The organism is Microbispora sp. CA-102843, assembly GCF_050936215.1.
Taxonomy (GTDB): Bacteria; Actinomycetota; Actinomycetes; order Streptosporangiales; family Streptosporangiaceae; genus Microbispora.
On sequence record NZ_JBNJNF010000001.1, the window covers coordinates 5,150,239 to 5,172,469 of the forward strand.

At 72.4% G+C, this 22,231-nt stretch carries 20 protein-coding genes; 14 read left to right on the plus strand and 6 right to left on the minus strand.

What is annotated here, in order from left to right; translation table 11 throughout:
- Positions 1-3: 3 nt before the first annotated feature.
- The gene (locus ACQEVJ_RS23985) at positions 4-930 is read right to left on the minus strand and encodes an SDR family oxidoreductase (protein WP_433104559.1); all 927 of its coding nucleotides are present in this window, start codon (positions 928-930) and stop codon (positions 4-6) included.
- A 121-nt stretch (positions 931-1,051) separates the two neighbouring features.
- Between ACQEVJ_RS23985 and ACQEVJ_RS23990 the strand changes: the two genes are divergently transcribed.
- On the plus strand, positions 1,052-1,624 hold the full coding sequence (locus ACQEVJ_RS23990; RefSeq protein ID WP_433104561.1) for a TetR/AcrR family transcriptional regulator: 573 nt from the start codon (positions 1,052-1,054) through the stop codon (positions 1,622-1,624).
- 49 nt (positions 1,625-1,673) lie between these two features.
- Here ACQEVJ_RS23990 and ACQEVJ_RS23995 read toward each other — a convergent pair whose 3' ends face one another.
- Positions 1,674-3,389, minus strand: a complete 1,716-nt coding sequence (locus ACQEVJ_RS23995; protein WP_433104563.1) for an IlvD/Edd family dehydratase — start codon at positions 3,387-3,389, stop codon at positions 1,674-1,676.
- A 205-nt stretch (positions 3,390-3,594) separates the two neighbouring features.
- Between ACQEVJ_RS23995 and ACQEVJ_RS24000 the strand changes: the two genes are divergently transcribed.
- The 6 genes from ACQEVJ_RS24000 (at position 3,595) to ACQEVJ_RS24025 (ending at position 11,578) form a co-directional block, all read left to right on the plus strand.
- Positions 3,595-4,479, plus strand: a complete 885-nt coding sequence (locus ACQEVJ_RS24000) for an SMP-30/gluconolactonase/LRE family protein (protein ID WP_433104565.1) — start codon at positions 3,595-3,597, stop codon at positions 4,477-4,479.
- A gap of 79 nt (positions 4,480-4,558) precedes the next feature.
- A complete protein-coding gene (locus tag ACQEVJ_RS24005; protein ID WP_433104567.1) occupies positions 4,559-5,572 on the plus strand; it encodes a zinc-dependent alcohol dehydrogenase in 1,014 nt (337 codons plus the stop codon).
- Between the two features lie 37 nt (positions 5,573-5,609).
- Positions 5,610-8,462: an FAD-binding and (Fe-S)-binding domain-containing protein gene (locus tag ACQEVJ_RS24010; protein WP_433104569.1), complete on the plus strand. Its 2,853-nt coding sequence runs from the start codon at positions 5,610-5,612 to the stop codon at positions 8,460-8,462.
- 173 nt (positions 8,463-8,635) lie between these two features.
- On the plus strand, positions 8,636-9,328 hold the full coding sequence (ureA, locus tag ACQEVJ_RS24015; RefSeq protein ID WP_433104572.1) for an urease subunit gamma: 693 nt from the start codon (positions 8,636-8,638) through the stop codon (positions 9,326-9,328).
- A complete protein-coding gene (locus ACQEVJ_RS24020) occupies positions 9,325-11,070 on the plus strand; it encodes an urease subunit alpha (protein WP_433104574.1) in 1,746 nt (581 codons plus the stop codon). The genes ureA and ACQEVJ_RS24020 overlap by 4 nt, the downstream gene beginning before the upstream one ends.
- 82 nt (positions 11,071-11,152) lie before the next feature.
- On the plus strand, positions 11,153-11,578 hold the full coding sequence (locus ACQEVJ_RS24025; protein ID WP_433104576.1) for a hypothetical protein: 426 nt from the start codon (positions 11,153-11,155) through the stop codon (positions 11,576-11,578).
- 55 nt (positions 11,579-11,633) lie between these two features.
- Here ACQEVJ_RS24025 and ACQEVJ_RS24030 read toward each other — a convergent pair whose 3' ends face one another.
- Together ACQEVJ_RS24030 and ACQEVJ_RS24035 are read right to left on the minus strand one after the other, a co-directional pair.
- Positions 11,634-11,834 (minus strand): hypothetical protein, encoded by a 201-nt coding sequence (locus ACQEVJ_RS24030; protein ID WP_433104578.1) that lies wholly within the window; start codon positions 11,832-11,834, stop codon positions 11,634-11,636.
- A 99-nt stretch (positions 11,835-11,933) separates the two neighbouring features.
- Positions 11,934-12,476, minus strand: a complete 543-nt coding sequence (locus tag ACQEVJ_RS24035) for a MarR family winged helix-turn-helix transcriptional regulator (RefSeq protein WP_433104580.1) — start codon at positions 12,474-12,476, stop codon at positions 11,934-11,936.
- Between the two features lie 78 nt (positions 12,477-12,554).
- Between ACQEVJ_RS24035 and ACQEVJ_RS24040 the strand changes: the two genes are divergently transcribed.
- The 4 genes from ACQEVJ_RS24040 (at position 12,555) to ACQEVJ_RS24055 (ending at position 16,342) form a co-directional block, all read left to right on the plus strand.
- A complete protein-coding gene (locus ACQEVJ_RS24040; RefSeq protein WP_433104582.1) occupies positions 12,555-13,736 on the plus strand; it encodes a flavin-dependent oxidoreductase in 1,182 nt (393 codons plus the stop codon).
- A gap of 11 nt (positions 13,737-13,747) precedes the next feature.
- A complete protein-coding gene (locus tag ACQEVJ_RS24045) occupies positions 13,748-14,212 on the plus strand; it encodes a DUF3237 domain-containing protein (protein ID WP_433104584.1) in 465 nt (154 codons plus the stop codon).
- Between the two features lie 9 nt (positions 14,213-14,221).
- Entirely contained in the window at positions 14,222-15,814 is a 1,593-nt protein-coding gene (locus tag ACQEVJ_RS24050) for a CocE/NonD family hydrolase (RefSeq protein ID WP_433104586.1), read from the plus strand.
- Positions 15,815-16,021: 207 nt separating this feature from the next.
- Positions 16,022-16,342 (plus strand): hypothetical protein, encoded by a 321-nt coding sequence (locus ACQEVJ_RS24055; protein WP_433104588.1) that lies wholly within the window; start codon positions 16,022-16,024, stop codon positions 16,340-16,342.
- A 216-nt stretch (positions 16,343-16,558) separates the two neighbouring features.
- Here the strand turns inward: ACQEVJ_RS24055 and ACQEVJ_RS24060 are convergent, their stop codons facing one another.
- Positions 16,559-17,002 (minus strand): hypothetical protein, encoded by a 444-nt coding sequence (locus tag ACQEVJ_RS24060; protein ID WP_433104590.1) that lies wholly within the window; start codon positions 17,000-17,002, stop codon positions 16,559-16,561.
- 489 nt (positions 17,003-17,491) lie between these two features.
- The gene (locus ACQEVJ_RS24065) at positions 17,492-19,588 is read right to left on the minus strand and encodes a hypothetical protein (protein ID WP_433104592.1); all 2,097 of its coding nucleotides are present in this window, start codon (positions 19,586-19,588) and stop codon (positions 17,492-17,494) included.
- 93 nt (positions 19,589-19,681) lie between these two features.
- Here ACQEVJ_RS24065 and ACQEVJ_RS24070 point away from each other — a divergent pair, with 93 nt between their 5' ends.
- The 3 genes from ACQEVJ_RS24070 to ACQEVJ_RS24080 all read left to right on the plus strand — a co-directional run bounded on the left by ACQEVJ_RS24070 (position 19,682) and on the right by ACQEVJ_RS24080 (position 22,195).
- The gene (locus ACQEVJ_RS24070; protein ID WP_433104594.1) at positions 19,682-20,572 is read left to right on the plus strand and encodes a phosphorothioated DNA-binding restriction endonuclease; all 891 of its coding nucleotides are present in this window, start codon (positions 19,682-19,684) and stop codon (positions 20,570-20,572) included.
- 19 nt (positions 20,573-20,591) lie between these two features.
- Positions 20,592-21,332 carry a helix-turn-helix domain-containing protein gene (locus ACQEVJ_RS24075; protein WP_433104597.1) on the plus strand — a complete coding sequence of 247 codons (741 nt, stop codon included), beginning with the start codon at positions 20,592-20,594 and terminating at the stop codon, positions 21,330-21,332.
- A gap of 74 nt (positions 21,333-21,406) precedes the next feature.
- The gene (locus tag ACQEVJ_RS24080; protein ID WP_433104599.1) at positions 21,407-22,195 is read left to right on the plus strand and encodes an IclR family transcriptional regulator; all 789 of its coding nucleotides are present in this window, start codon (positions 21,407-21,409) and stop codon (positions 22,193-22,195) included.
- Positions 22,196-22,231: the final 36 nt, after the last annotated feature.

Here is a 22,231-nt window from a genome sequence, read left to right on the forward strand (position 1 = left end):
CGGTCATCCTGCGCGGAAGTAGTGGCCCTTGCCGAGGTCGTCGATCAGCCCCGGCTGGGCCGGCTGCCAGCCCAGCAGTTCGCGGGTCAGCGCGCTCGACGCCGGGGCGTCGATCCCGATCATGCCGCCCAGCCAGGAGAAGTGCTCGCTCGCCTCCTCGCGGGGGATCGAGACCACCGGCAGGTCGAGGTGGCGGCCGATCACCTCGGCGACGGCGCGGATCGGCACGCCCTCGTCGGTGACCGCGTGCAGCACCGATCCCGCCGGGGCCTTCTCCAGCCCGAGGCGGAACAGGTGCGCGGCGTCGAGCCGGTGCACGCCCGGCCAGCGGTTGGACCCGTCGCCGACGTAGCCGGAGACACCCCTGTCACGGGCGATCCCGACCAGGCCCGCCATGAAGCCGTGGTCTCCCTCGCCGTACACCGTCGGGGGCAGGCGCAGCACCGACGAGCGGACGCCGTGGGAGGCGAGTGCGAGCGTCCTCAGCGCGGTGGCCTGCCGGGCCCGCGGTCCGTCGTCGTGCGCCGCGTCGGAGCCGGGACCGCGCCCGTCCCGTTCGGTCGCCACCCGCCCCGAGGTGAGCCCGAGGAGCCCGGAGGCGAGGACGAACGGCCGATCGGAGCCCGCGAGCGCCTCGCCGAACGTCTCGACGGCGCGGCGATCCGCCTCGGCGGCGCCCTGGAAGTCGCCGGTGAAGGCGATGTCGTGCTTGAACGCGAGGTGGATCACGCCGTCCGACGCCGCGGCCGCGCTCCGCAGAGTGTCGAGATCGTCGATGGTGCCCCGGCACACCTGCGCCCCGGCCCTGGTGAGGGCGGCGGCCGACGCGTCGGAACGCGCCAGGCCGACGACCTCGTGGCCCGCGCCGATGAGCTCGGGAACGACGGCGGAGCCGATCCAGCCGGACGCGCCGGTGACGAACACGCGCATGACGTACTCCAAGTGGTCGATTGCCCTCCGCTCCGGGGAACACCAGAGGGGAGGCGATGTCAGTTACTGTCATCAACGTAGCACTGATGTCAGCGACTGTCATCAGGGTAGGATCCGGGGCATGGGTCGATGGGAGCCGAACGCGCGCGGCCGTCTCGAGCAGGCGGCGCTCGAGCTCTACATCGAGCGCGGGTACGAGCAGACCACGGTGGCGGAGATCGCCAAGCGGGCGGGGCTGACGGAGCGCACGTTCTTCCGGCACTTCGCCGACAAGCGCGAGGTGCTGTTCTGGGGCTCGGGCGCACTGCGGGAGCACCTCGTGAGCGCCGTCGCCGGCGCGCCGGACTCCGCCACGCCGATCGACGCGGTAGCCGAAGCCCTCGAGGGCGTCGGCGTCGTGTTCCAGGAGCGCCGGGAGAGCGCCCTGCAGCGGCAGGCCGTCATCGTCGCGAACGCGGAACTCCGGGAACGCGAGCTGATCAAGCTCGCGTCGTTGTCCGCGGCGATCGCCGACGCGCTGCGGCGGCGCGGCGTCTCGGACCCGGCCGCGAGCCTGGCCGCAGAGGCGGGGATCGCCGTCTTCAAGATCGCGTTCGAACGCTGGATCGGGGAGCCCGGCGAGCCGGACATGACCCGGCTCGTCCGCGAGTCGTTCGACGAGCTGAAAGCCGTCACCGCGGGCAAGCCTTCGTGAGCCGGGTCACGGAGGATGCGCACGGCCTGCGGGAGGGCGGCCGGACCGGCTAGTGGGAGTCGCGGGACACCCGGTGGCCGCTGGAGCCGGTGAGGAAGCCCAGGTCGGCGCCGGTGTCCGCCTGGCCGACCGTCTCGACGTACAGGCGCTCCCAGCCGCGGCGCGGGGCGGCGAAGGCCCGCACCATGGCCGGTGACGGTTCGCGGGCGGCCAGTTCCTCGGCGGGAACCTCGACGTCGAGCCTGCGGTTTTCGACGTCGAGGATCACGATGTCGCCGGTGCGGACGAGGCCGAGCGGCCCGCCGGCTGCCGCTTCCGGCGCGACGTGCAGCACGACCGTGCCGTAGGCGGTGCCGCTCATCCGCCCGTCGCAGATGCGGACCATGTCCCGTACGCCCTGGGCGAGCAGCTTCGCGGGCAGCGGCATGTTGGCGACCTCCGGCATGCCGGGGTAGCCCTTGGGGCCGCAGCCGCGCAGGATGAGCACCGAGTCGGGGGTGACCTCCAGGTCCGGATCGTCGAGCCGGGCGTGCAGGTCCTCGACGCAGTCGAACACGACGGCGGGGCCGCGGTGACGCAGCAGCTCCGGGGAGGCGGCGGCCGGTTTGATCACCGCGCCGTCGGGGGCGAGGTTGCCGCGGAGCACCGCGATCCCGGCCTCCTCCAGCAGGGGCGTCTCGCGGGGGCGGATGACCTCGGGGTCGTGGATGCGGGCCTCGTCGAGGTAGTCCACCAGCGGACGGCCCGTCACGGTGATCGCCCGCGGGTCCAGCAGGTCGCGCACCTCGCGCAGCACGGCGTGCAGGCCGCCCGCCCGGTAGAGGTCGTCCATGAGGAACCGCCCGGCGGGCAGCAGGTCGACGAGCAGCGGCACGCCCGACCCCGTACGGTCGAAGTCGTCCTGCGTGAGCTCCACCCCCAGCCGCCCGGCGATGGCGAGCAGGTGGACGACGGCGTTCGTGGACCCGCCGAGCGCGGCGAGCGCGACGATGGCGTTGAGGAAGGAGCCGCGGCTGAGCACCCTGCTGGGGCGGCGGTCCGCGGCGACCATCTCGACGGCGAGCGACCCGGTGGCGTGCGCGGCCTCCAGCAGCCGGCTGTCGGCCGCCGGGGTGCCCGCGACGCCCGGCAGGGTCATGCCGAGGACCTCGGCGAGCAGTCCCATGGTGGACGCGGTGCCCATGGTGTTGCAGTGGCCCCTGCTGCGGATCATCGACGACTCCGAGCGCAGGAACTCCGCCTCGGTCAGCGTCCCGGCGCGGACCTCCTCGCTGAGCTTCCACACGTCGGTGCCGCAGCCGAGCGGGACGCCGCGGAAGTGCCCGGTGAGCATCGGCCCGCCCGGCACGACGACCGCGGGCAGGTCCACGGACGCGGCGGCCATCAGCAGCGCGGGGATCGTCTTGTCGCACCCGCCGAGCAGCACGACCCCGTCGATCGGGTTGGCCCGCAGCAGCTCCTCCGTGGCCATCGCGGCCATGTTGCGCCACAGCATGGCCGTGGGGCGCACCTGCGTCTCCCCCAGCGACACCACCGGCAGGTTCAGCGGAACGCCGCCAGCCTCCCAGACGCCGCGCTTGACGTGCTCGGCGACCTCGTCGAGGTGCATGTTGCACGGGGTCAGGTCCGACGCGGTGTTCGCGATCGCGATGTGCGGACGGCCGTCGAAGGCGTGGGAGGGCAGTCCGCGCCTCATCCATGCCCGGTGGATGTACGCGTTGCGGCCGGTCCCGGCGTACCACTCGGCGCTGCGGCTCGTCCCCATTCGGCACCCAATCTGCGGGGAGGCAGAGACTGTGCGAGGTTAACCCACCATTCACCTCGCCCGGAAGATCCGGGCGAGGGCCTTTTCTCCCGTCCGAAATCGGCTCTAGTATCCGGAACATGACCGCGCTTCCGCTCGCTCCGCCGCGGGCGGTTCCCGGCGGCCCGCCGTCCATCGGTGCGATCGCCGCCGGACAGGAGGTCCCATGACCAGGCAGTTCACCGCCGCCCAGGCCTCCGGCGAGGTGTACGTCCTCGGCGAGGGCCCCGTGTGGGATCCCGCCAGGCAGCGCCTGCTGTGGGTGGACATCGACGCGGGGGCGGTGCACGAGGGACGGCTCGATCCCGCGACCGGCGCCGTCACCGCCACCACGGCGCACACCTTCGGCGGCACGGTGGGGGCAGTCGCCGTCTCCGCCGGCGGAGAGTTCGTCGTCGCCGAGCGCGAGGTCCTCACCCGGGTCGACGCCGCCGGCCGTCGCACCGAGCTCGCCCGGGTGCTGCCTCCCGGCGTACGGAGCAGGCTCAACGACGGCGCCGTCGACCCCGCCGGGCGCTTCCTGATCGGCAGCATGGCGCTGGACGACCGGGAGGGCCAGGAGGTGCTGGCCCGCCTCGACGGCACGACCTGCGTCCGCCTCGACGACGACCTGACCCTGTCGAACGGCCTGGCCTGGAGCCCCGCGGGCGACCGCCTGTACAGCATCGACAGCACTCCGCACGTGGTGTGGGAGCGCGACTACGACCCGGCCACCGGGCGGACCGGATCGCGGCGGGAGCTGTTCAGGCTCGCCGACGGCATGCCCGACGGGATGTGCGCCGACGCTGAGGGCAATCTGTGGATCGCGGTCTTCGGCGGCGGCCGGGTGGAGTGCCGCGATGCCGGCGGGCGCCTGCTCGCCACGGTCGAGGTCGGCGCACCCAAGGTCACCTGTCCCGCCTTCGCCGGACCGGATCTCGACGTCCTCGTCATCACCACGTCCACCGAGGGCGTCGATCTGGCCGAACATCCCGGGTCGGGGCACCTGTTCACCGCCCGAGTGGGCGTACGCGGCCTGGCGACGCCCTACTGGGTGCCGCCTCGATCATGAACCCCGATCCCCGTCGAGGAGACACGACCTTGCCCCCCACCCGCATCGGCGCCGTCGCGCCCGTCCCCTTCTCCCGATAGTGCGGGCACTGGTCATCACCGGCCCCGGCACGGCCGAGGTCGTGGACGTCGAGCCACCGGTCGCCGCGCCCGGGCAGGTGGTCGTCGACGTCGAGCGGGTCGGGGTCTGCGGCACCGACGTGGAGTTGTTCACCGGTGGGATGAGCTACCTGCACAGCGGTCACGCACGGTATCCGCTGCGCCCCGGTCACGAGTGGTGCGGCGTCGTCACGGCGCTCGGCGAGGGCGTCGCCCCCGGCTGGCTGGGCCGCCGGGTCACTGCCGACACCATGCTGGGCTGCGGCCACTGCCCCCTGTGCCGCGACGGCCTGCACCACGTGTGCCCCGACCGGGCCGAGATCGGCATCCGCAAGGGCTTCCCGGGGGCGCTGGCGGAACGGCTCGCCGTACCGGCGACGGCACTGCACGCGCTGCCCGAGACGATCGACGCGACGCTGGGCGCGCTGGTCGAACCCGGCGGCAACGCCCTGCGCGCGGTGCGCTGCGCCGCCCTGGAGCCCGGCGGTCGGCTGCTGGTGCTGGGCACGGGCACGATCGGCCTGCTCGTGGCGCTGCTCGCGCGGACGCGGGGCGCGCAGGTGCATCTGATGGGCCGCGATGAACCCACGCTCCGGCTGGCCCGCGACCTCGGCTTCGCGGGCGTCTGGACCCGGGCGTCACTTCCGTCCCTCCCGTGGGACGCCGTGGTCGACGCGTCCACCGCGGCGGACCTTCCGGCGCTCGCGCTCGACCTGGTCAGGCCCGCGGGCCGGGTAGTCTATGTCGGTCTCGCGGGGTCCCCCAGCCGCATCGACACCCGCGACCTCGTGTTCAGGGACGTCACCGCCGTCGGCGTGCTCAGCGGGTCGGCCGGTCTGGCTGGGACCATCGAGGCGTACGCGGACGGATCGGTCGACGCCCGCCCGCTCGTGGCCGCCACCGTCGGCCTGGACGACGCCGCCGGCGTGCTGGCGGGGCGCCGCCCGGCCGGAGCGGGACCGGGCCCGAAGATCCACATCGACCCCCGGCGATAGAGGCGCACCGGTGCCTCTGGACGGAAGCGCTGAGATCATGAGCCTTACTGATGCCGAAGCCCAGGCCGGACCGCGACGGCCGGCGCCGCCGGATCCCGCCGTGCTGGCGGCGGTGGAGGCCGCCGTCCCCGGCATCACCCGGTCCCGGGTGAGTGATCGGCTCGGCATGGCGCACGACGCGTCGCACTATCTGCTGACGCCGCAGGCTGTGCTGGTGCCGGAAAGCGCCGTGCAGGTGGCGGCGCTGATGCGGGCCGGCCTGCCGTTGACGTTCAGGTCCGGCGGCACCAGCCTGTCCGGGCAGGGTGTGAGCGAGCACCTGCTGGTCGACACCCGCAGGCACTTCCGCGCGGTGGAGGTGCTCGACGGCGGGGCTCGGGTCCGGGTGCAGCCCGGGGCCGTGCTGCGGCAGGTCAACGCCCGGCTCGCCGCCTACGGCCGCAGGCTGGGCCCCGACCCGGCCAGTGAGTCGGCGTGCACGATCGGCGGGGTGGTGGCCAACAACTCCAGCGGCATGACGTGCGGCACCCACGCCAACACCTACCAGACGCTGGAGTCGATGACTCTGGTGCTGCCCAGCGGCACTGTGATCGACACCGGCGCGCCTGATGCCGACGCCCGGCTGCGCGCCCTCGAACCCGCCCTGGCCGAGGGCCTGGAACGGCTGCGCGAGCGGATCCGGGGCAACCCTGAATCGGTACGCCGGATCACCGCCCAGTTCGCCATCAAGAACACCATGGGCTACGGGCTCAACAGCTTCCTCGACCACGACACCCCGGCGCGGATCCTGGCCCACCTGGTCGTGGGCAGCGAGGGCACCCTCGGCTTCGTCGCCGAGGCCGTCCTGCTCACCGTGCCGGCGCACCGCCTCGCCGCGACCGGCCTGCTGGTCTTCCCGGCCCTGCGCGAGGCGATGGCGGCGGTGCCGCAGATCGTCGCAGCGGGACCCGCCGCCATCGAGCTGCTCGACGCCGAGTCGCTGCGGGTGGCCCAGCTCGATGCGCACGCCGACGACGTCCTGCGGACGCTTCAGGTGCGCGATCACGCGGCGCTGCTGGTGGAGTGGCAGGAGCCCGACCCGGAGGTGCTCGCCGCACACGAGCGGGAGGCCGGGCGGGTCTTCGCCGGAATGGACCTGGCCGCCCCGGCCCGGCTCAGCGGGGACAGCGCCGGCCGCGCGGCCCTGTGGCGCATCCGCAAGAACCTGTACGCCTCGGTCGCCGGGGCCCGGCCGTCCGGCACCACCGCGTTGCTGGAGGACGTAGCCGTCCCCGTCCCCGCGCTGGCCGACCTGTGCGACGAGTTGGCCGAGCTGTTCGCCAAGCACAGGTATGAGCGCAGCGTGATCTTCGGGCACGCCAAGGACGGCAACCTGCACTTCATGCTGAACGAGCGCTTCGGCACCGACCTGCACCGCTACGCCGACTTCACCGAGGAGATGGTCGAGGCGGTGCTGTCTCGTGGCGGTACGCTCAAGGCCGAGCACGGCACCGGCCGGGTCATGGCCCCCTTCGTCCGCCGCCAGTACGGCGATGAGCTGTATGAGGTGATGCGGGAGGTCAAGCGGCTGTGTGACCCGGCCGGCACGCTCAACCCCGGCGTGCTGCTCACCGACGACCCGCGGGCGCACCTGCGCGACCTCAAGCCGGTCGCCACCGTGGAGCCGGAAGTCGACCGGTGCGTGGAGTGCGGCTACTGCGAGCCGGTCTGCCCGAGCCGTGACCTCACCACCACCCCGCGCCAGCGCATCGTGCTGCGCCGCGAGATCGCCGCGGCCGAGGCGGCCGGTGATCACGCGCTCGCCCGGCAGCTGGAGGAGGAGTACGGCTACGACGCCGTCGACACCTGCGCGGTGGACGGCATGTGCGCCACCGCCTGCCCCGTCCTGATCAACACCGGAGACCTCACCAAGCGCCTGCGCGCCGACCGTCACGGACGCGCGGCGCGTGCGGGCTGGAAGTCCGCCGCGAAGCACTGGGGCGCGGTGACCCGTGCCATGGACCTCGCGATGGACGCGGCCGCCGCGGCCCCGGCCGGGCTCGCCGAGGGGGCCAGCCGGGCGGCCCGCGCCGTCGGCGACCCCGACACCGTTCCCCAGTGGAGCCGCGATCTGCCGCGCGGCGGCACGCCCCGGCGCGCCGCGCCGCGTCACGAGGCCGACGCGGTGTACGTGCCGTCGTGCCTGAACACCATGTTCGCCCCGGCCGACGGCGGTCCGGGCGTCATGGCCGCGGTGCAGCGGCTCGCGGAGCGGGCCGGCCTGCGGCTGCACGTGCCCGAGGACGTCGGGAGCCTGTGCTGCGGCACCCCGTGGTCCTCGAAGGGCTTCGGCGACGGCTACGAGGTGATGCGCCGCCGGGTGCGGGAGGCGCTCCTGACGGCGACCGACGGCGGCCGGCTCCCGGTGGTCAGCGACGCCGCCTCCTGCAGCGAGGGATTCGAACGGCTGACCGCCGCGGGGTCCGAACCGCCCACGGGCCCGGACTCCCCCGCCTTCCGGGTGGTCGATGCGGTGACCTTCGTGGCCGAGCACGTCCTGCCGCGGCTGCCGCAGCCGCAGGAGGACCGCAGGCCGGCCTCGCTCGCCCTGCACCCGACCTGCTCGTCCGTCCGGCTCGGCCTCGACGCCGCCATCGCCAAGATCGCCGCAGTGGTGGCGAAGGAGGTCGTCGTCCCGGAGGGGTGGCAGTGCTGTGCCTTCGCCGGCGACCGGGGGCTGCTGCACCCGGAACTGACCGCCTCCGCCACGCGCGCCGAGGCCGCCTCGGTGGCCGAGGGCGGTTTCGCCGCACACGCGTCGGTCAACCGCACGTGCGAGATCGGCATGACCCGCGCCACCGGAAAGACCTATCACCACCTGCTCGAACTGCTCGAGCAGGTGACCGCCTGAGAGACGCCGCCACCTTGCGTGCCGACCGGTGGAATGCCGGCGTACGCGGGGTGGCGACGGGAGGTGGACGGTCAGGGCGGGTCGGCGGTAGCTTGACCATCCATGCGGGGACATTTCGCCACGAGCCTGCCCAAAGGTGAGCAAATCACGACGCCGATGCCGGGCGGGACCGCGTGCGCCTGACCCCCTCCGAACGGGACCGGCTGCTGATCTTCACCACGGCCGAGCTTGCCCGCGCCCGCCGCGCCCGCGGGCTGCGGCTGAACGTCCCGGAGGCGACCGCGATCATCGCCGACACGGTCTGCGAGGCGGCACGTGACGGCAGGCGGCTGGCCGAGGCGATCCGGGCCGCTCGCGAGGTGCTCGGCCCAGCGGACGTGCTGCCCGGAGTGCCCGACGTGGTCACCGAGGTGCAGGTGGAGGCGGTCTTCGACGACGGCACCCGGCTCGCGGTGGTCACCGACCCCTTCGGCGGCGGAGGATCCCTCGGCGACGACGCCCCCGGAGCGGTCGTGCTCGGGCCCGGCGACGGCTACGACCCGCCCGCCTCCTCCGTACGGCTGCGCGTGCGCAACACCGCGCCCGTGCCGATCTCGGTGACGTCCCACTTCCACTTCTTCGAGGTCAACCCGCGTCTCGCCTTCGACCGGGCCGCGGCGTACGGCATGCGCCTGGCCGTACCCGCCGGGTCGTCCGTACGGTTCGACCCCGGGGCGACGCGGGAGGTCGAAGTGGTGCCGATCGGCGGCGCCCGGGTGGTGATCGGGTTCGCGGGACTGGTCGACGGCCCGCTGGACGCGCCCGGGGCGAAGGAGGCCGCCCTGGCGAAGGCGCGGGCGTGCGGCTACCTCATGGAGGCGACGTGAGCGAGCACGGTTATGGCGAGCACGCTTACAGCGAGCGCGGTTATGTCGCCGCGCACGGTCCGCGGGCGGGCGACCGTGTCCGGCTCGGCGACTCCGGCCTCGTGATCGAGGTCGAGGGCGACGCGCAGCGGCCCGGCGACGAGTTCCTCGCGGGCTTCGGCAAGACCGCGCGGGACGGCCTGCACCTGAAGGCCGCGGCGGTCCGCGATACCTGCGACGTGGTGATCAGCAACGTCGTCGTCATCGACGCGGTGCTGGGCGTGCGCAAGGTGTCGATCGGCATCCGGGCCGGACGGATCGCGGCCGTGGGCCGGGCCGGCAACCCCGACACCCTCGACGGCGTCGACGTCGTGGTCGGCACCGGGACCACCATCGTGTCCGGCGAGGGCCTGATCGCGACCGCCGGGGCCGTGGACACCCACGTCCACCTCCTCTCGCCGCGGATCATGGAGGCCTCGCTCGCCTCCGGCGTCACCACGATCATCGGCCAGGAGTTCGGTCCGGTGTGGGGCGTCGGCGTCAACTCCCCCTGGGCCCTGCGGCACGCCTTCAACGCGTTCGACGCCTGGCCCGTCAACATCGGCTTCCTCGCCCGCGGCTCCTCCTCGGGCGCCGCCCCGCTGACCGAGGCGCTGGCCGAGGGCGGAGCCTGCGGCTTCAAGGTGCACGAGGACATGGGCGCGCACGCCCGCGCGCTCGACACCGCGCTGCGGGTCGCGGAGGAGTACGACGTCCAGGTCGCCCTGCACACCGACGGCCTCAACGAGTGCCTGTCGGTGGAGGACACCCTCGCCGTGCTGGAGGGGCGTACCATCCACGCCTTCCACATCGAGGGCTGCGGCGGCGGCCACGTCCCGGACGTGCTGCGACTGGCGGGGGTGCCGAACGTGATCGGCTCCTCGACGAACCCCACCCTCCCCTTCGGCAGGGACGCCCTCGCCGAGCACTTCGACATGATCGTGTCCTGCCACGGCCTGAAGACGGACCTGCCCGGCGACGCCGCCCTGGCCCGCGACCGCATCCGCGCCGGCACGATGGGCGCCGAGGACGTGCTGCACGACCTTGGGCTCATCGGCATCACCTCGTCCGACGCCCAGGGGATGGGCCGGGCCGGGGAGACCGTGCGGCGGACGTTCGCGATGGCGGCCAAGATGAAGGCGGAGCGCGGCCCGCTGGACGGCGATCCGGCGGGGCACGACAACGCCCGGGTGCTGCGTTACATCGCCAAGCTCACGATCAACCCGGCGATCGCCCACGGCCTGGCGCACGAGATCGGCTCGATCGAGCCCGGCAAGCTCGCCGACATCGTCCTGTGGCGGCCGGAGTTCTTCGGCGCCAAGCCGCAGCTCGTGCTCAAGGCCGGATTCCCCGCGTACGGGGTGGTGGGCGACCCCAACGCCGCCACCGACGCGAGCGAGCCGCTGGTCCTCGGACCCCAGTTCGGGGCCCACGGCGGGACCGCCGCCGACCTGTCGGTGGCCTTCGTCTCCGGCGCGGCGGCGGCCACGGCCACCCCCACGTTCGCGGGGTCGGCGCACCGGCCCGGCGACGGCCTGCCCACCCGCCGGGCCCGGATCGGCGTACGCGGCACCCGGGGCATCGGCCCCGCCGCGATGGTGCGCAACGCCCGCCTCGGCGAGGTGCGCGTCGATCCGGGCACCGGGCAGGTGAGCCTCGACGGCGACCCGCTGAGCTCGCCTCCGGCTCAGTCCGTCTCGCTCAACCGTCTCTACTTCCTCTGAGGGCCCCGGACGTCGGTCGCGCCTGACGAGCGGGTATCCTCGCAGGCCGGACGGCACAGACCGACGTGGACAGGAGTCGCCGATGAAGTTCATGAGGGCACGCGAGGTGCCGGGCCGGGTCGCCACGGGCGCGTACATCCTGCACTCCGGCGTGGAGAAGTGGAACGGTGACGACGAGCGGGCCGCCGGCCTTCACGGCATGGCGGTCAGCGCCTTCCCGTTCCTGAAGTCCGTCCCGCCCCGCCGGTTCCTCAAGCTGCTGTCCGCGGCCGAGATCGCGACGGGCGTGGCGCTCCTGGCGCCGTTCGTGCCGGCCGCGATCGCCGGGGCCGCGCTCACCGGCTTCTCCGGCGGCCTGGTCGCGCTGTACCTGCGCACGCCCGCCCTGCACAAGCCCCGCAGTGTCTGGCCGAGCCCGGCGGGCATCGGTGTCAGCAAGGACGTGTGGATGCTGGGCATCGGGCTCGGGCTCCTCGCCGACGCCGCGACTCAGCGGCGCGACGGCTGACCGACCTCGGGCTGCCGCCCTCGTCCCCTTCACCGAGAGGGGCTTCAGTGCCGCCTCAGTGCCGCCTCAGGGCGCGCCGGAGGCGACTTCCCAGTGTGAGGGGCTCGTCCTCCTCCGGCGCGGCGTCGTCGTCCGGCAGGTCGTACCAGTGAGTGTCGCCCGGGAACGGGTCCGGCGCCGCGCCGCCGGGCCGGTCCTCGGCTGCGGCGTCGGCGTCCGGTGCCGCGAACGGCGGGAACTGCTCGGAAACGGCCACTGGTGCGGTCCTCACGGTGAAGCGGACGCGTCCCGCCGCAGGGACGCCTGCGAGAACTTTACGCGGAGCTTCGGGGCAACTACCCCGGTTTGTCCCGGGTTATGAAAGATCCGCCGGGCGGGCACGGAGGATCCGGGCCAGCAGGGCGGTCATCCGCTCGCGCTCGGCGGAGCCCAGGCAGGCGAACCACTCCCGCTCCCTGCGGGCCTGCTCGGCGAAGGCCTCCCGCACGGCCGCCTCGCCCGCCGCGGTCAGCGTGATCACCACCGCGCGGCCGTCCTCCGGCACCGGCCGGCGTTCGACCAGGCCGCCGCGTTCGAGGGTGTTGACGGCGTTGGTCACCGCGGACCGCGACATGGCGGAGATCTCGGCGAGCCGTACTGGCTGGGTGGGCCCGAGCAGCCAGAGCTTGAACATCAGCCGGAACCCGGGCAGCGTGAGGCCGCGCGGGCGGTGGATGCGGGTCTCCAGGTCGGTGACCAGCAGGTAGGCGAGCTGGAGCAGGTGGTAGGCCAGCGCGAACGCCTCGGCGTCGGCCGGCGGCGGCATGGCCGCCAGGCGCTCGCGCGCGAACGCGGCGTACCGCAGGTCCGGCGGCACGTCCACGCCGAGATCCGGCTCGATGTCGGGCTCGCTGTTCACCGGTCAAGTCTTGCGCAGCCGCAGAGATGTCGTGGATATTGTTATGGCCATAACAATATCTCGCCTCCGGAGGCGCCCGTGCGCATCGTCATCGCCGGAGCGGGCATCGGCGGGCTGACCGCCGCACTCAGCCTGCACGCGGCCGGGTTCGAGGACGTGACCGTGCACGAGGCCGCCCCCGAGATCCGGCCGCTGGGCGTCGGGATCAACCTCCTCCCCCACGCCGTACGGGAGCTGACCGAGCTGGGACTGGCCGACCGGCTGGCGAAGATCGGCGTGGCCACGGCCGAACTGGCCTACTTCAACCGTTACGGCACGCCGATCTGGTCCGAGCCCCGGGGACTGGACGCGGGCTACGCCTGGCCGCAGTACTCCGTCCATCGCGGGAGGCTGCAGACGCTCCTGCTGGAGGCGGTGGTCGAGCGGCTGGGCCCGGACGCCGTACGGACCGGCAGCCGGATCACCCGCCCGGGCACGGAGGACCTGCTGGTCGGCGCGGACGGGATCCACTCGGCCGTGCGCGCCCATCTGTACCCCGGCGAGAGCCCGCCGCCGTGGAACGGCCTGGTCCTGTGGCGGGGCGTCACCTACGGCGAGCCGTTCCTGACCGGCCGATCCATGATCATGGCCGGCGACGGCACGCAGAAGTTCGTCGCCTACCCGATCGAGACCGGCGAGCGCACGCTGATCAACTGGATCGCGGAGCGGCCTCTGGACGGCGACGCCCCGGACCGGGGGAACTGGAACCGCCCGGCCGACCTGGCCGAGATCGGCAGGCACTTCGCCGGCTGGCGCTTCGACTGGCTCGACGTGCCGGGGATCATCGCCGGGGCCGAGACCGCGTACGAGTATCCGATGGTGGACCGCGACCCGCTCCCCCGCTGGACCTTCGGCAACGTCACGCTGCTCGGCGACGCGGCGCACGCGATGTATCCGATCGGCTCCAACGGCGCCTCCCAGGCGATCATCGACGCCCGGGTGCTGGCGTACGCCCTCGCCCGGGGCGACCTGGCGGCGTACGAGGAGACGCGCCGCCCGGCCACGACGGCGCTGCAGCTGTCCAACCGCGAGATGGGCCCGGAGATCGTCATGAAGCTCGCCCACGAACGCGCGCCCGGCGGATTCGACGACATCGAGCAGGTCATCCCCCACACGGAGCGGGCGGAGATCGCCGCCTCCTACAAGCGCACGGCCGGGTTCGACCCCGCCTCGCTCAACGAACGCCCCTCGTGGAGCGTCGATCGGAGTGCGATCTCGTGAACCTGCAACCCGTGAACCTCGAACCCGTGAACCTCGAACCCCTCGCCACGTTCCAGGTGGATCTCGATCCCGTGCTCGACCTCGGCGACTCCCAGTGGGGTCACCGCCGGGTGGTCAACATCGTGGGCGGCACGTTCGACGGTCCCCGCCTGTCGGGCACCGTGCTGCCCGGCGGGGCCGACTGGCAGGTCGTGCACGCCGACGGCATGATCAGCATCGACACCCGCTACACGCTGCGCACGCACGACGACGCCTACGTCTACATCACCACCAGCGGAGTCCGGCACGGCTCCCCCGAGGTGCTCGGCCGGCTCGCGCGGGGCGAGGACGTGGACCCGTCGGAGTACTACTTCCGGCTGTTCTGCCGCTTCGAGACCGGCGACGATCGCTATCTGTGGCTCAACCGCATCCTGGCCGTGGCCTCGGCCGCCCGCGTGGCCACCGCCGTACGCTACGACGCCTATGCCCTGACCTGAGGAGTCCTCATGCCGAAGCTCGACCGCCCCCCGCTCCCGGTCACCGTCGAGCACGACGCCCCGATGCCGATGCGGGACGGCACCGTCCTGCGCGGCTCCGCCCATCGGCCGACCGACGGCGGTCCGTTCCCGGCGCTGCTCATGCGCACGCCGTACGGCGAGGACTCGTTCCGGATGGCGCCGGTGACGCCCGCGCTGCGGGCCGGGTTCGCGGTGGTGCTGCAGCACTGCCGGGGGCGCGGGAGCAGCGACGGCGAGTTCCGGCCGTGGATGGACGAGGGCACCGACGGCTACGACACGATCGCCTGGATCACCGCACAGCCCTGGTCGAACGGCGAGGTCGTGATGAGCGGCATGTCCTACCTCGCCGGATGCGCGCTGCAGGCGGCGGCGACGCGCCCGCCGGGGCTCAAAGCCGTGGTCGCCTCGATGACGCCGCACGACTTCCACGACGGCCTCAAGTATCACGGCGGGGCCTTCGCGCTGGGGTCGGCCCTCAACTGGGGCGCGATGCAGGCGCTGCTCGGGCTGCTGCACGCCGCGCAGGCGGGCGAGGACGTCGGCGCGGGGTTCGCCGCGGTTCTTCCCGTTCTGGGCGACCAGGATGCCGCTGTGCGAACCCTGCCGGTTGGCGACATCCCCGGCATCCCCTGGTGGCGCGACTGGACCTCGCATCCCGAGCGCGACGCCTACTGGGAGGAACTGGCCGAGACCCTGCGCCACGACCGCATCGAGGTGCCGGTCATGCACGTGGCGGGCTGGTTCGACCTGTTCCTCGGCGGCACGCTGGAGAACCACCGCCGGCTGGGCGGGCCCCTGGTGGTCGGCCCCTGGTCGCACCTCGCGCCGGGCGCCGCGGGCACGGGACGGCTGTTCTTCGGGACCGCCGCCTCGGGCCAGGCGATCCAGCTGGAGCAGCGGCAGCTCGCGTTCCTGAAGGGCGAGGACACCGGCCCCGCCGTGAAGATCTTCGTGATGGGCGACGACGTCTGGCGGGACGAGGAGACCTGGCCGCTGGAGCGGGCCGTCGAGACCCCCTACTACCTGCACGCGAACGGCCTGCTCTCTCCCGAGGCTCCCTCGGCGCACGAGCCGGCGACCTTCACCTTCGACCCGTGTGACCCGGTCCCGACGGTCGGCGGCCCGACCCTGCTGCCCGACCCCACCAACGTCGGCCCGCAGGACCAGCGCGACGTGGAGCTGCGGCCCGACGTGCTCTGCTACTCGACCGATGTGCTCACCGGCGATGTCGAGGTGACCGGCCCGGTGTCGGTGACGCTGCATGCGGAGACCTCGGCCGCCTCGACCGACTGGACGGCCAAACTCGTGGACGTGTATCCGGACGGCCGGGCGATGAGCGTGATCGACGGCATTGTCCGCGTTTTCGAGTCCTCCGGGACGTTCGCCATCGATCTGGTCGCCACCAGCCAGGTCTTCAAGGCCGGTCACCGCATCCGGGTGGATATCTCCAGCTCCAACTTCCCCCGCTTCGACCGCAATCCCGGCACCGGCCGGATCGGGGCGACCGAGGCGGACCTGGTCGTCCAGCACCAGAAGGTCTTCCCCGACTCGTACATCACGTTGCCGATCGTCCCCCGCTGAACGACCGTGGCGGCGGCGAGCACGACGGGTGCGCCCTGCACGTAAGCACGCCAGAGGAGTTCCAGGCGATCCGGCAGGTCGGCCGCTGCCTCGGTTCAGCCGATCAGCGGCCCCCGCCCCACGACACGCGAGTCGTGTACCGGTACGGCTCACACCATTCTCCTGTCTGACCAGCGCCCCCCTGAGTACGACGCTGACGGCCAGCCCATGGTCGTGTCCGCTCTGGCGATCACCTCGACGCTCATCGAGGCAAGCAGCGAGGAAGCCGTCGACGCCATGCATGGCCTGGCCACAATGGAACACGTCATGGTCGCGCCCATTTGGGACGCGGAACAGGCCGAGAACCTCGCCCTGGTGGCCGCCGCCACCGGCCTGGACGTCTGCGAGGCGCACACCGCGTCGATCGCCGACGTCTCGGCCTGCCCAATCCTGACGTTCGACGCCGCCCGGTGGAACGAGGCCTCACGGTCCCTGGACAACCACCTGTTCACGATCGAGATCGCCGATAAAGTTTTCCTCGGCGCGTAGGCCGTACGAGGTGGGCTCACATGTGAAGACCGACGTCGATGCGGAGCACCGCCGGAGACGACCTTCACCGCGAAGCCCTCTGCCCGGCGGACTCCGGCAGCGCCGGCAGCGCGGCCGGGGCATCACGAGCTGTCGCCATCGCCGCCGTCGTGATCAGAGGCCGTGCGGTCTCCCCCGGGGCGCCCGGCACGGCGGGGGCGATGTCACGGGGCGACGTCAGGAAATGTCGTTGAGCAGCGCGTCAGAAGAGTCGACCGTTGCGGCTGCTCGGAGCAAGGCAGCCAGCCGGTCGAGGTCGTGACATTTCCGGATCTTTTCGGAGATGTCCTCGGGCACCTCGATGCCCCGGGCCGACAGAACAGTCAGGATCGCCTCGGCCTGTCCCTCCGCCTTGCCCTTGGCGATGTTGTCGCCACGCTGGACTTCCACGATCACAGCCAGGACGGGTTCGGGCTCATCGTCGGGGCTCTTACGACGTAGGGCTACGACCGAGTCGGCGCGACGTTCTGTGGGCGTGACCTCGGTGAGATCGGCCGATTCGAGGCCCGCGTAGTCGTAGTCGGGCAGGTCGACTCTGAGGGACTGGGTGAGCAAGTCGGCGGCGAGGTCGGGTCGTTCGCCAAACAGGCGGACGAGGGCTTCGTGTTCGGCTAGTGCCACTGCGTGACCGTATCCGCGCTGACACAGGCGGCGAGGCTCCATGTCACTTACCGTCATAGATTCGTTACTCTAAGTTCGAGCAACCATGCACCCGCAGCCATTGAGGCCGACCAGGAATGCCGAATGCCGCTCCGCGTACAGCTCGCTCGGATGGTGCTCACCAGCTTCCGAGAGCGGATCGTCAGCCGCAGGCTCAGTTCGCGCAACCCGGTCATGCCGCAGCGGCCGAGGGACGGAATCGAAGACTGCTGCTGCGGGCCGGTTCGCCGACCGGACGGGTGAGGGGGGCTCGGAAGCTAGATATACCAGCAGGCCCATTACGGGCCTACCTGGAATCGAACCAGGTTAGAAGGAAGCCTCCGAATGGCCTCACCCGCCGGAGCGCAAGGAAAGCGGGAAAGCTAGAACCAGACCGGCGCCCGTACGGGCAGACCGGTTCCAAAAAAGGTGAGAAGGAAGCTCTCCCATGGCCTTGCGGTCAGCAAGATATCAGGCCGGGATCAACTCGTGCAGCGTGGCCGGCGTGTAGATCCGCGCCCCTTCCGGGAGGTCGGCAGGTGCCTCAAGCCCGATGTATGTGACGTGCCCGTCCGTGGAGGACTTGGCCCGTAGCAGGTCGGCCAGGTAGCCGACCCGGAGGTAGTCCCGCTCCACGATCGAGCGCACGAGCAGCGACGCGGTGACCCGATTGCCCTCCACCTGGTTGAACGCCGGATGGCCCGACAGGTAGAGATGCAACCACTTCACCCGCCAGCCATCGTCGTCCCCGCGAAGAAAGACGAGTGGGAGCGCGATGCGGCCGGACCCGCGCAGGTCGGACTTCATCCGAACGGTCCGCGGTTCGAACGGCCTGCCCTCCTGTGCGGCGTCCCTGGTCATGTAGCCGAAGAACGCCTCGGCGGCCTCGTCGAACCGCTCCCCGGCATAGATGTTGACCTGAGGGATGATGATGGGCTTGGTGGCGCGGGACAGACCCACGTCGATGAACTCCGAGGCGCCGTCGGGGGCCTCGATGAGGTCGCCCGAGTAGGTCGCGAACTCGTTGGCGTAGGACGTCCACGAGATGTTGGTCGGGTTGTCATAGGTCGGATCGAGCATGAGCGCGGACAGGTCGTAGTCGGTGCGCCGCTCGCGCTGTCGCCAGTGCACGAAGAATCGGAGCAGCTCACCGTCCACGGGCGACAGCGAGCCGCGGGGCAGCATCCCGAGCCCGGGCGCGACCGCCTTGCCCGACAGGGGCAGCGCCACGTCGAGTACGGCGGCATCGACGATCAACTCTCCGGGGTCGGGCAGGCGGCGGCGGATCTCCTCGTCCAGGATGGCGAGCGTCCGGGTGAGGGCCTCCTCGTCGAGTGGCGATCGGGTGTCGGGTGCCGTCCACGCTCTGCCCTGCCGATTGGTGAAGACCCGGTTCACCGGAGCGAGCCGGTTCTGGAGGTGCTCACGCAGGGACAGCAGCACGCGGCCGGAGGCGCGGGCGGCGGACATCTCCGCCGCCTCCAGCACGGCGGAGCCGCCACCCGCGCGCAGCAGGTGGTCGAGGCGGCGCAGCAGTGCGCCGGGCGTGTGCTCCAGCAGCGAGACGGCCTCGTCGGTACGGCCCGCGGCCAGCGCGGCCTCGACCCGGCCGCCGAAGCTCGCCGCCTTGCGCACACCCCTGGCCACGTCGAAGACCTGGGCCGCCCGGGCGAACTGCGGGTACTCGTGCGGGTGCAGCCGCTCGCCGAGCCGCTTCCACTGCTCTCGGTGACGCAACACGTCCCCGTGTTTGGCCGCCGGGATGGCGTCCAGGGCGGCCAGCAGGATGCGGCGTTCGGGCCGGCGGAAGGAGCGCAGGCGGGCGGGGGTGGCCAGGGTGACGTCGCCGCCGGAGCAGAGCGAGGCCAGCCGGAGCACGTCTGTCACGGTGTCGACGAGCAGAGGCTGCCCGGCGGCCAGTCGCACTTCGTTGATGACGGCCCGGTTCTCGCGTACCGGGACGTGCTCGGGCTGGTCATCGGAGCAGAAGGCGGCCAGCGCGCGCAGAGCGGCCAGGTCCTCGGCGGCGAGCGGGACCTCGGATCCGGCCAGCGAGAGGTAGAGCTCCCGCGCTTCGTCTCGCAGGCTTCCGCCCAGCTCCAGCACGGTCACCCGGTCTCGGGCCAGGGGGATCAGCTCGGCGTGCGCGGCCAGCAGGTCGGCGTAGGTGTGCTGGTAGCTGCCATATCGCGGCAGGTCCAGCAGGTTGAGGATGCCTGGCTGGAGCCGGGCGGCGGCGACCGGGTCGAGCATGGCCTCACGCAGCAGCCCCGCCCAGAACTCCAGGGTGTCCGGGACGTTTTCCGGGAAGTCGATGAAGTAGGCGTTGTGTTGGACGTGGTCGCCGACCAGGCGGCGGACCGCGGACAGGACGCGCACGCCGAGATCGATCACCTGCTCGCCGGGCAGCCCGGCCAGGCGGTCGAGCAGCGCCGGCGAGCACGTGAAGCCGACGCTGAGCAGCGCCGCGTCGAGCTGCCGGGCCGCCACCCCACCCCAACCGGACGTGTCGTCCCCCGCGTCGTCGACGGGAACACGCAGACGCCGGGCGATGATGAGATCTTCCACGCAGGAACGATATAGCGGCCATATGCGCGGATCGCCACTGCCGCCCTGCCGTTGAGCCGACCCGTAGCCGAAGATCATCGTATGGTGTCGGGCATGGACTGGGTCGAGCGCGTCGCGGGGATCCGCCGCTGGACGCGGCAGGGCGAACGGGCGCCGCACAAGCCGCTCCTGCTGCTCTACGCCCTCGGCCGCTTCCAGCGCGAGGGCGGCCGGCCGATCCCCTTCAGCTCCGCCGAGGCGGATCTCAAGGTCCTGCTCAAGGAGTTCGGCCCGCCGCGCGACACCAGCCCCGGCTACCCGTTCCACCACCTCACCGGCGACGGCCTCTGGCTCGTCGACACGGTGCACGGGCCGGGCAGTCCCGGCTCCGAACTCGGACGCCTGCGTGCGGCCCAGGCAACCGGCCGGCTTCACCCCGACCTGCTGCGCGCCCTGACCGACGACTCCCACCTCGTCGTACGGCTCGCGCGGCACCTGCTGGACGCCAACTTCGAGCCGTCCCTGCACCCCGACATCTGCCGCTTCGTCGGTCTCGATCTGGACGACCAGGTCGCTTCCACCGAGCAGGTCGCACCGTCCGCGACCCGCCGGGACCCGGCCTTCCGGCAGAACGTGCTCATGGCGTACGAGTACTGCTGCGCCTTCTGCGCCTACGACGGGTGGCTGGACGGCGTCGCGGTCGGACTGGACGCCGCGCACGTCCGCTGGTGGGCCTTCGAGGGACCGGACGACGTCACCAACGGGCTGTGCCTGTGCGCCATCCATCACAAACTGTTCGACAAGGGCGTCCTCGGGCTGACTCCCGACCGGTCGATCGCCGTCTCCCGGAAGTTCGTGGGCCGGAGCCGGGCGGCCGAGCGGATGGTCCTCGCGCTGGCCGGGCAGCCCGTACGCGATCCCCAGACCGGTCTCGACCCCGTTGACGTGAGACACATCGAATGGCACAGCCGCCAGGTCTTCCGCACCCCGGCCCGCCAGGGATAGCCGATAGGCTTCGGACCCTATGGACAGCTCGATCTTGGAGAAGGTCCGCGAGCTCCGCGGACAGGGCAACTCCCCCAAGCAGATCGCCCGCGCTCTCGGCATGTCACCGGCGGCGGTCGCGCCGTACGTCCGGGCGGTGGCCGAGCAGGCGAACAGCACGGAAGCCTCGGAGACCGAGCTCGCCGGGTGCTGGATCAACGTCGGCTGGAGCGAGGGACTGGGCGTCCCGGACACGACCGGCTGGGCGGACGACGTCCGTGGCGAGCAGGAGGCCGCGGGCACGGTCAGCGTGATGGTGGCGCGCAAGCACGGCTGGGACAAGCTCTCGATCTGCGCCTACCTCGTCGACGTCTACTGCCTGGGCGTCAAGCACGCCCTCGGCCCCGACGTGATGAGCGAGGTGGAGCTGCACCGCTTCCTGCCCAAGTACTTCAGGATCTACCCGCACGGCTGGCGGGAGGCGCCGCTCGATCTGGCCCGGCACCTCGTCTTCGGCGCGGTCGACTACGCCCGTGATCTCGGCTTCGAGCCGGTGGCGGACTTCGCCGGGGCGGCCGGTCACCTCGGCGCGTGGGAGGAGAAGTCGGCCGTCACCTTCGGCAAGGACGGCAGGCCGTTCTATCTCGCCGGACCGAACGACGACGTCAGGCACGTGGTGAAGACCCTGGAGCGGAGGGTCGGCCTGCCGCCCAACTTCGACTTCTTCGCCCCGATGCCCGAGTCGCAGATCTCCCTGGGCGGTCACAGGCTCACCCCCTGACGCCGGGGTACAGTGCCAGCAGGCCAGACGAGCGCGGAGACTCCGATGGGTTCGATGAGAGAGCACGCTCACCCATGAACGGTCCGGGGGCGCCGGCGCACCGGGTCAGGGGCAGCCGGCCGCCGCACGGCGAGCCGGTGGTCGACCGGGCGCTGTCCCTGCTCGCGGCCTTCGACTCCGGGCACCGCTCCCTGACGCTCGCCGAGCTGAGCAGGCGCAGCGGCATCCCCGCGAGCACGGCGCTGCGCCTGGCCTCCCGGCTGGTGGCGTGGGGCGCGCTGGAACGGGCGGACGACGGGCGCTTCTCCATCGGGTTGCGCCTGTGGGAGGTCGCCTCGCTCGCGCCGCGAGGCCAGGGGCTGCGGCAGGTCGCGATGCCCTACATGGGCGATCTGGCGGAGGTCACCCGCCAGCACGTGCTGCTCGCCGTACGCGAGGGCGACGAGGCGGTGCTGGTCGAGAGGCTCTCCGCGCACCAGGCGATGCCGGTGCTCTACCGCGTCGGCGGCCGGCTTCCGCTGCACTCCACGGGCGTGGGCCTCGTGCTGCTGGCCTTCGCCGAACCCGGCTTCCAGGAGGAGATCCTCGCCCGGCCGCTCGTGCACGAGCCGGAGCGGACCGCGGTCTCGCCCGCCGAGTTGCGGCGGGCGCTGGCCGAGGTGCGGCGGGAGGGGCTGGCCACGGTCCGCCGCCGCACTCCCGAGCCGCTGGTCACCGTGGCGGCGCCCGTCTTCGCCGCCGGGGGCCGGATCGCGGCCGCGTTGTCCGTGGTCGTGCCGGAGGAGCACGCCGAACCGCGGCTGCTCGGCCCGGCCGTGCGGACCGCGGCGCGCTCGATCTCCCGGGGTCTCGGCGCCCACTGACGGCTCCACTCGCCCCGGCGGATCAGAGCCGGCCGC

Coding starts and splice junctions, on each gene's coding strand:
- ACQEVJ_RS24055 (WP_433104588.1), top strand. CDS start 16,022: ATGGTCGTGTCCGCTCTGGCGATCACCTCGACGCTCATCGAGGCAAGC.
- ACQEVJ_RS24070 (WP_433104594.1), top strand. CDS start 19,682: ATGGACTGGGTCGAGCGCGTCGCGGGGATCCGCCGCTGGACGCGGCAG.
- ACQEVJ_RS24075 (WP_433104597.1), top strand. CDS start 20,592: ATGGACAGCTCGATCTTGGAGAAGGTCCGCGAGCTCCGCGGACAGGGC.
- ACQEVJ_RS23985 (WP_433104559.1), bottom strand. CDS start 930: ATGCGCGTGTTCGTCACCGGCGCGTCCGGCTGGATCGGCTCCGCCGTC.
- ACQEVJ_RS24080 (WP_433104599.1), top strand. CDS start 21,407: ATGAACGGTCCGGGGGCGCCGGCGCACCGGGTCAGGGGCAGCCGGCCG.
- ACQEVJ_RS24050 (WP_433104586.1), top strand. CDS start 14,222: ATGCCGAAGCTCGACCGCCCCCCGCTCCCGGTCACCGTCGAGCACGAC.
- ACQEVJ_RS24010 (WP_433104569.1), top strand. CDS start 5,610: ATGAGCCTTACTGATGCCGAAGCCCAGGCCGGACCGCGACGGCCGGCG.
- ACQEVJ_RS23995 (WP_433104563.1), bottom strand. CDS start 3,389: ATGGGGACGAGCCGCAGCGCCGAGTGGTACGCCGGGACCGGCCGCAAC.
- ACQEVJ_RS23990 (WP_433104561.1), top strand. CDS start 1,052: ATGGGTCGATGGGAGCCGAACGCGCGCGGCCGTCTCGAGCAGGCGGCG.
- ACQEVJ_RS24025 (WP_433104576.1), top strand. CDS start 11,153: ATGAAGTTCATGAGGGCACGCGAGGTGCCGGGCCGGGTCGCCACGGGC.
- ACQEVJ_RS24000 (WP_433104565.1), top strand. CDS start 3,595: ATGACCAGGCAGTTCACCGCCGCCCAGGCCTCCGGCGAGGTGTACGTC.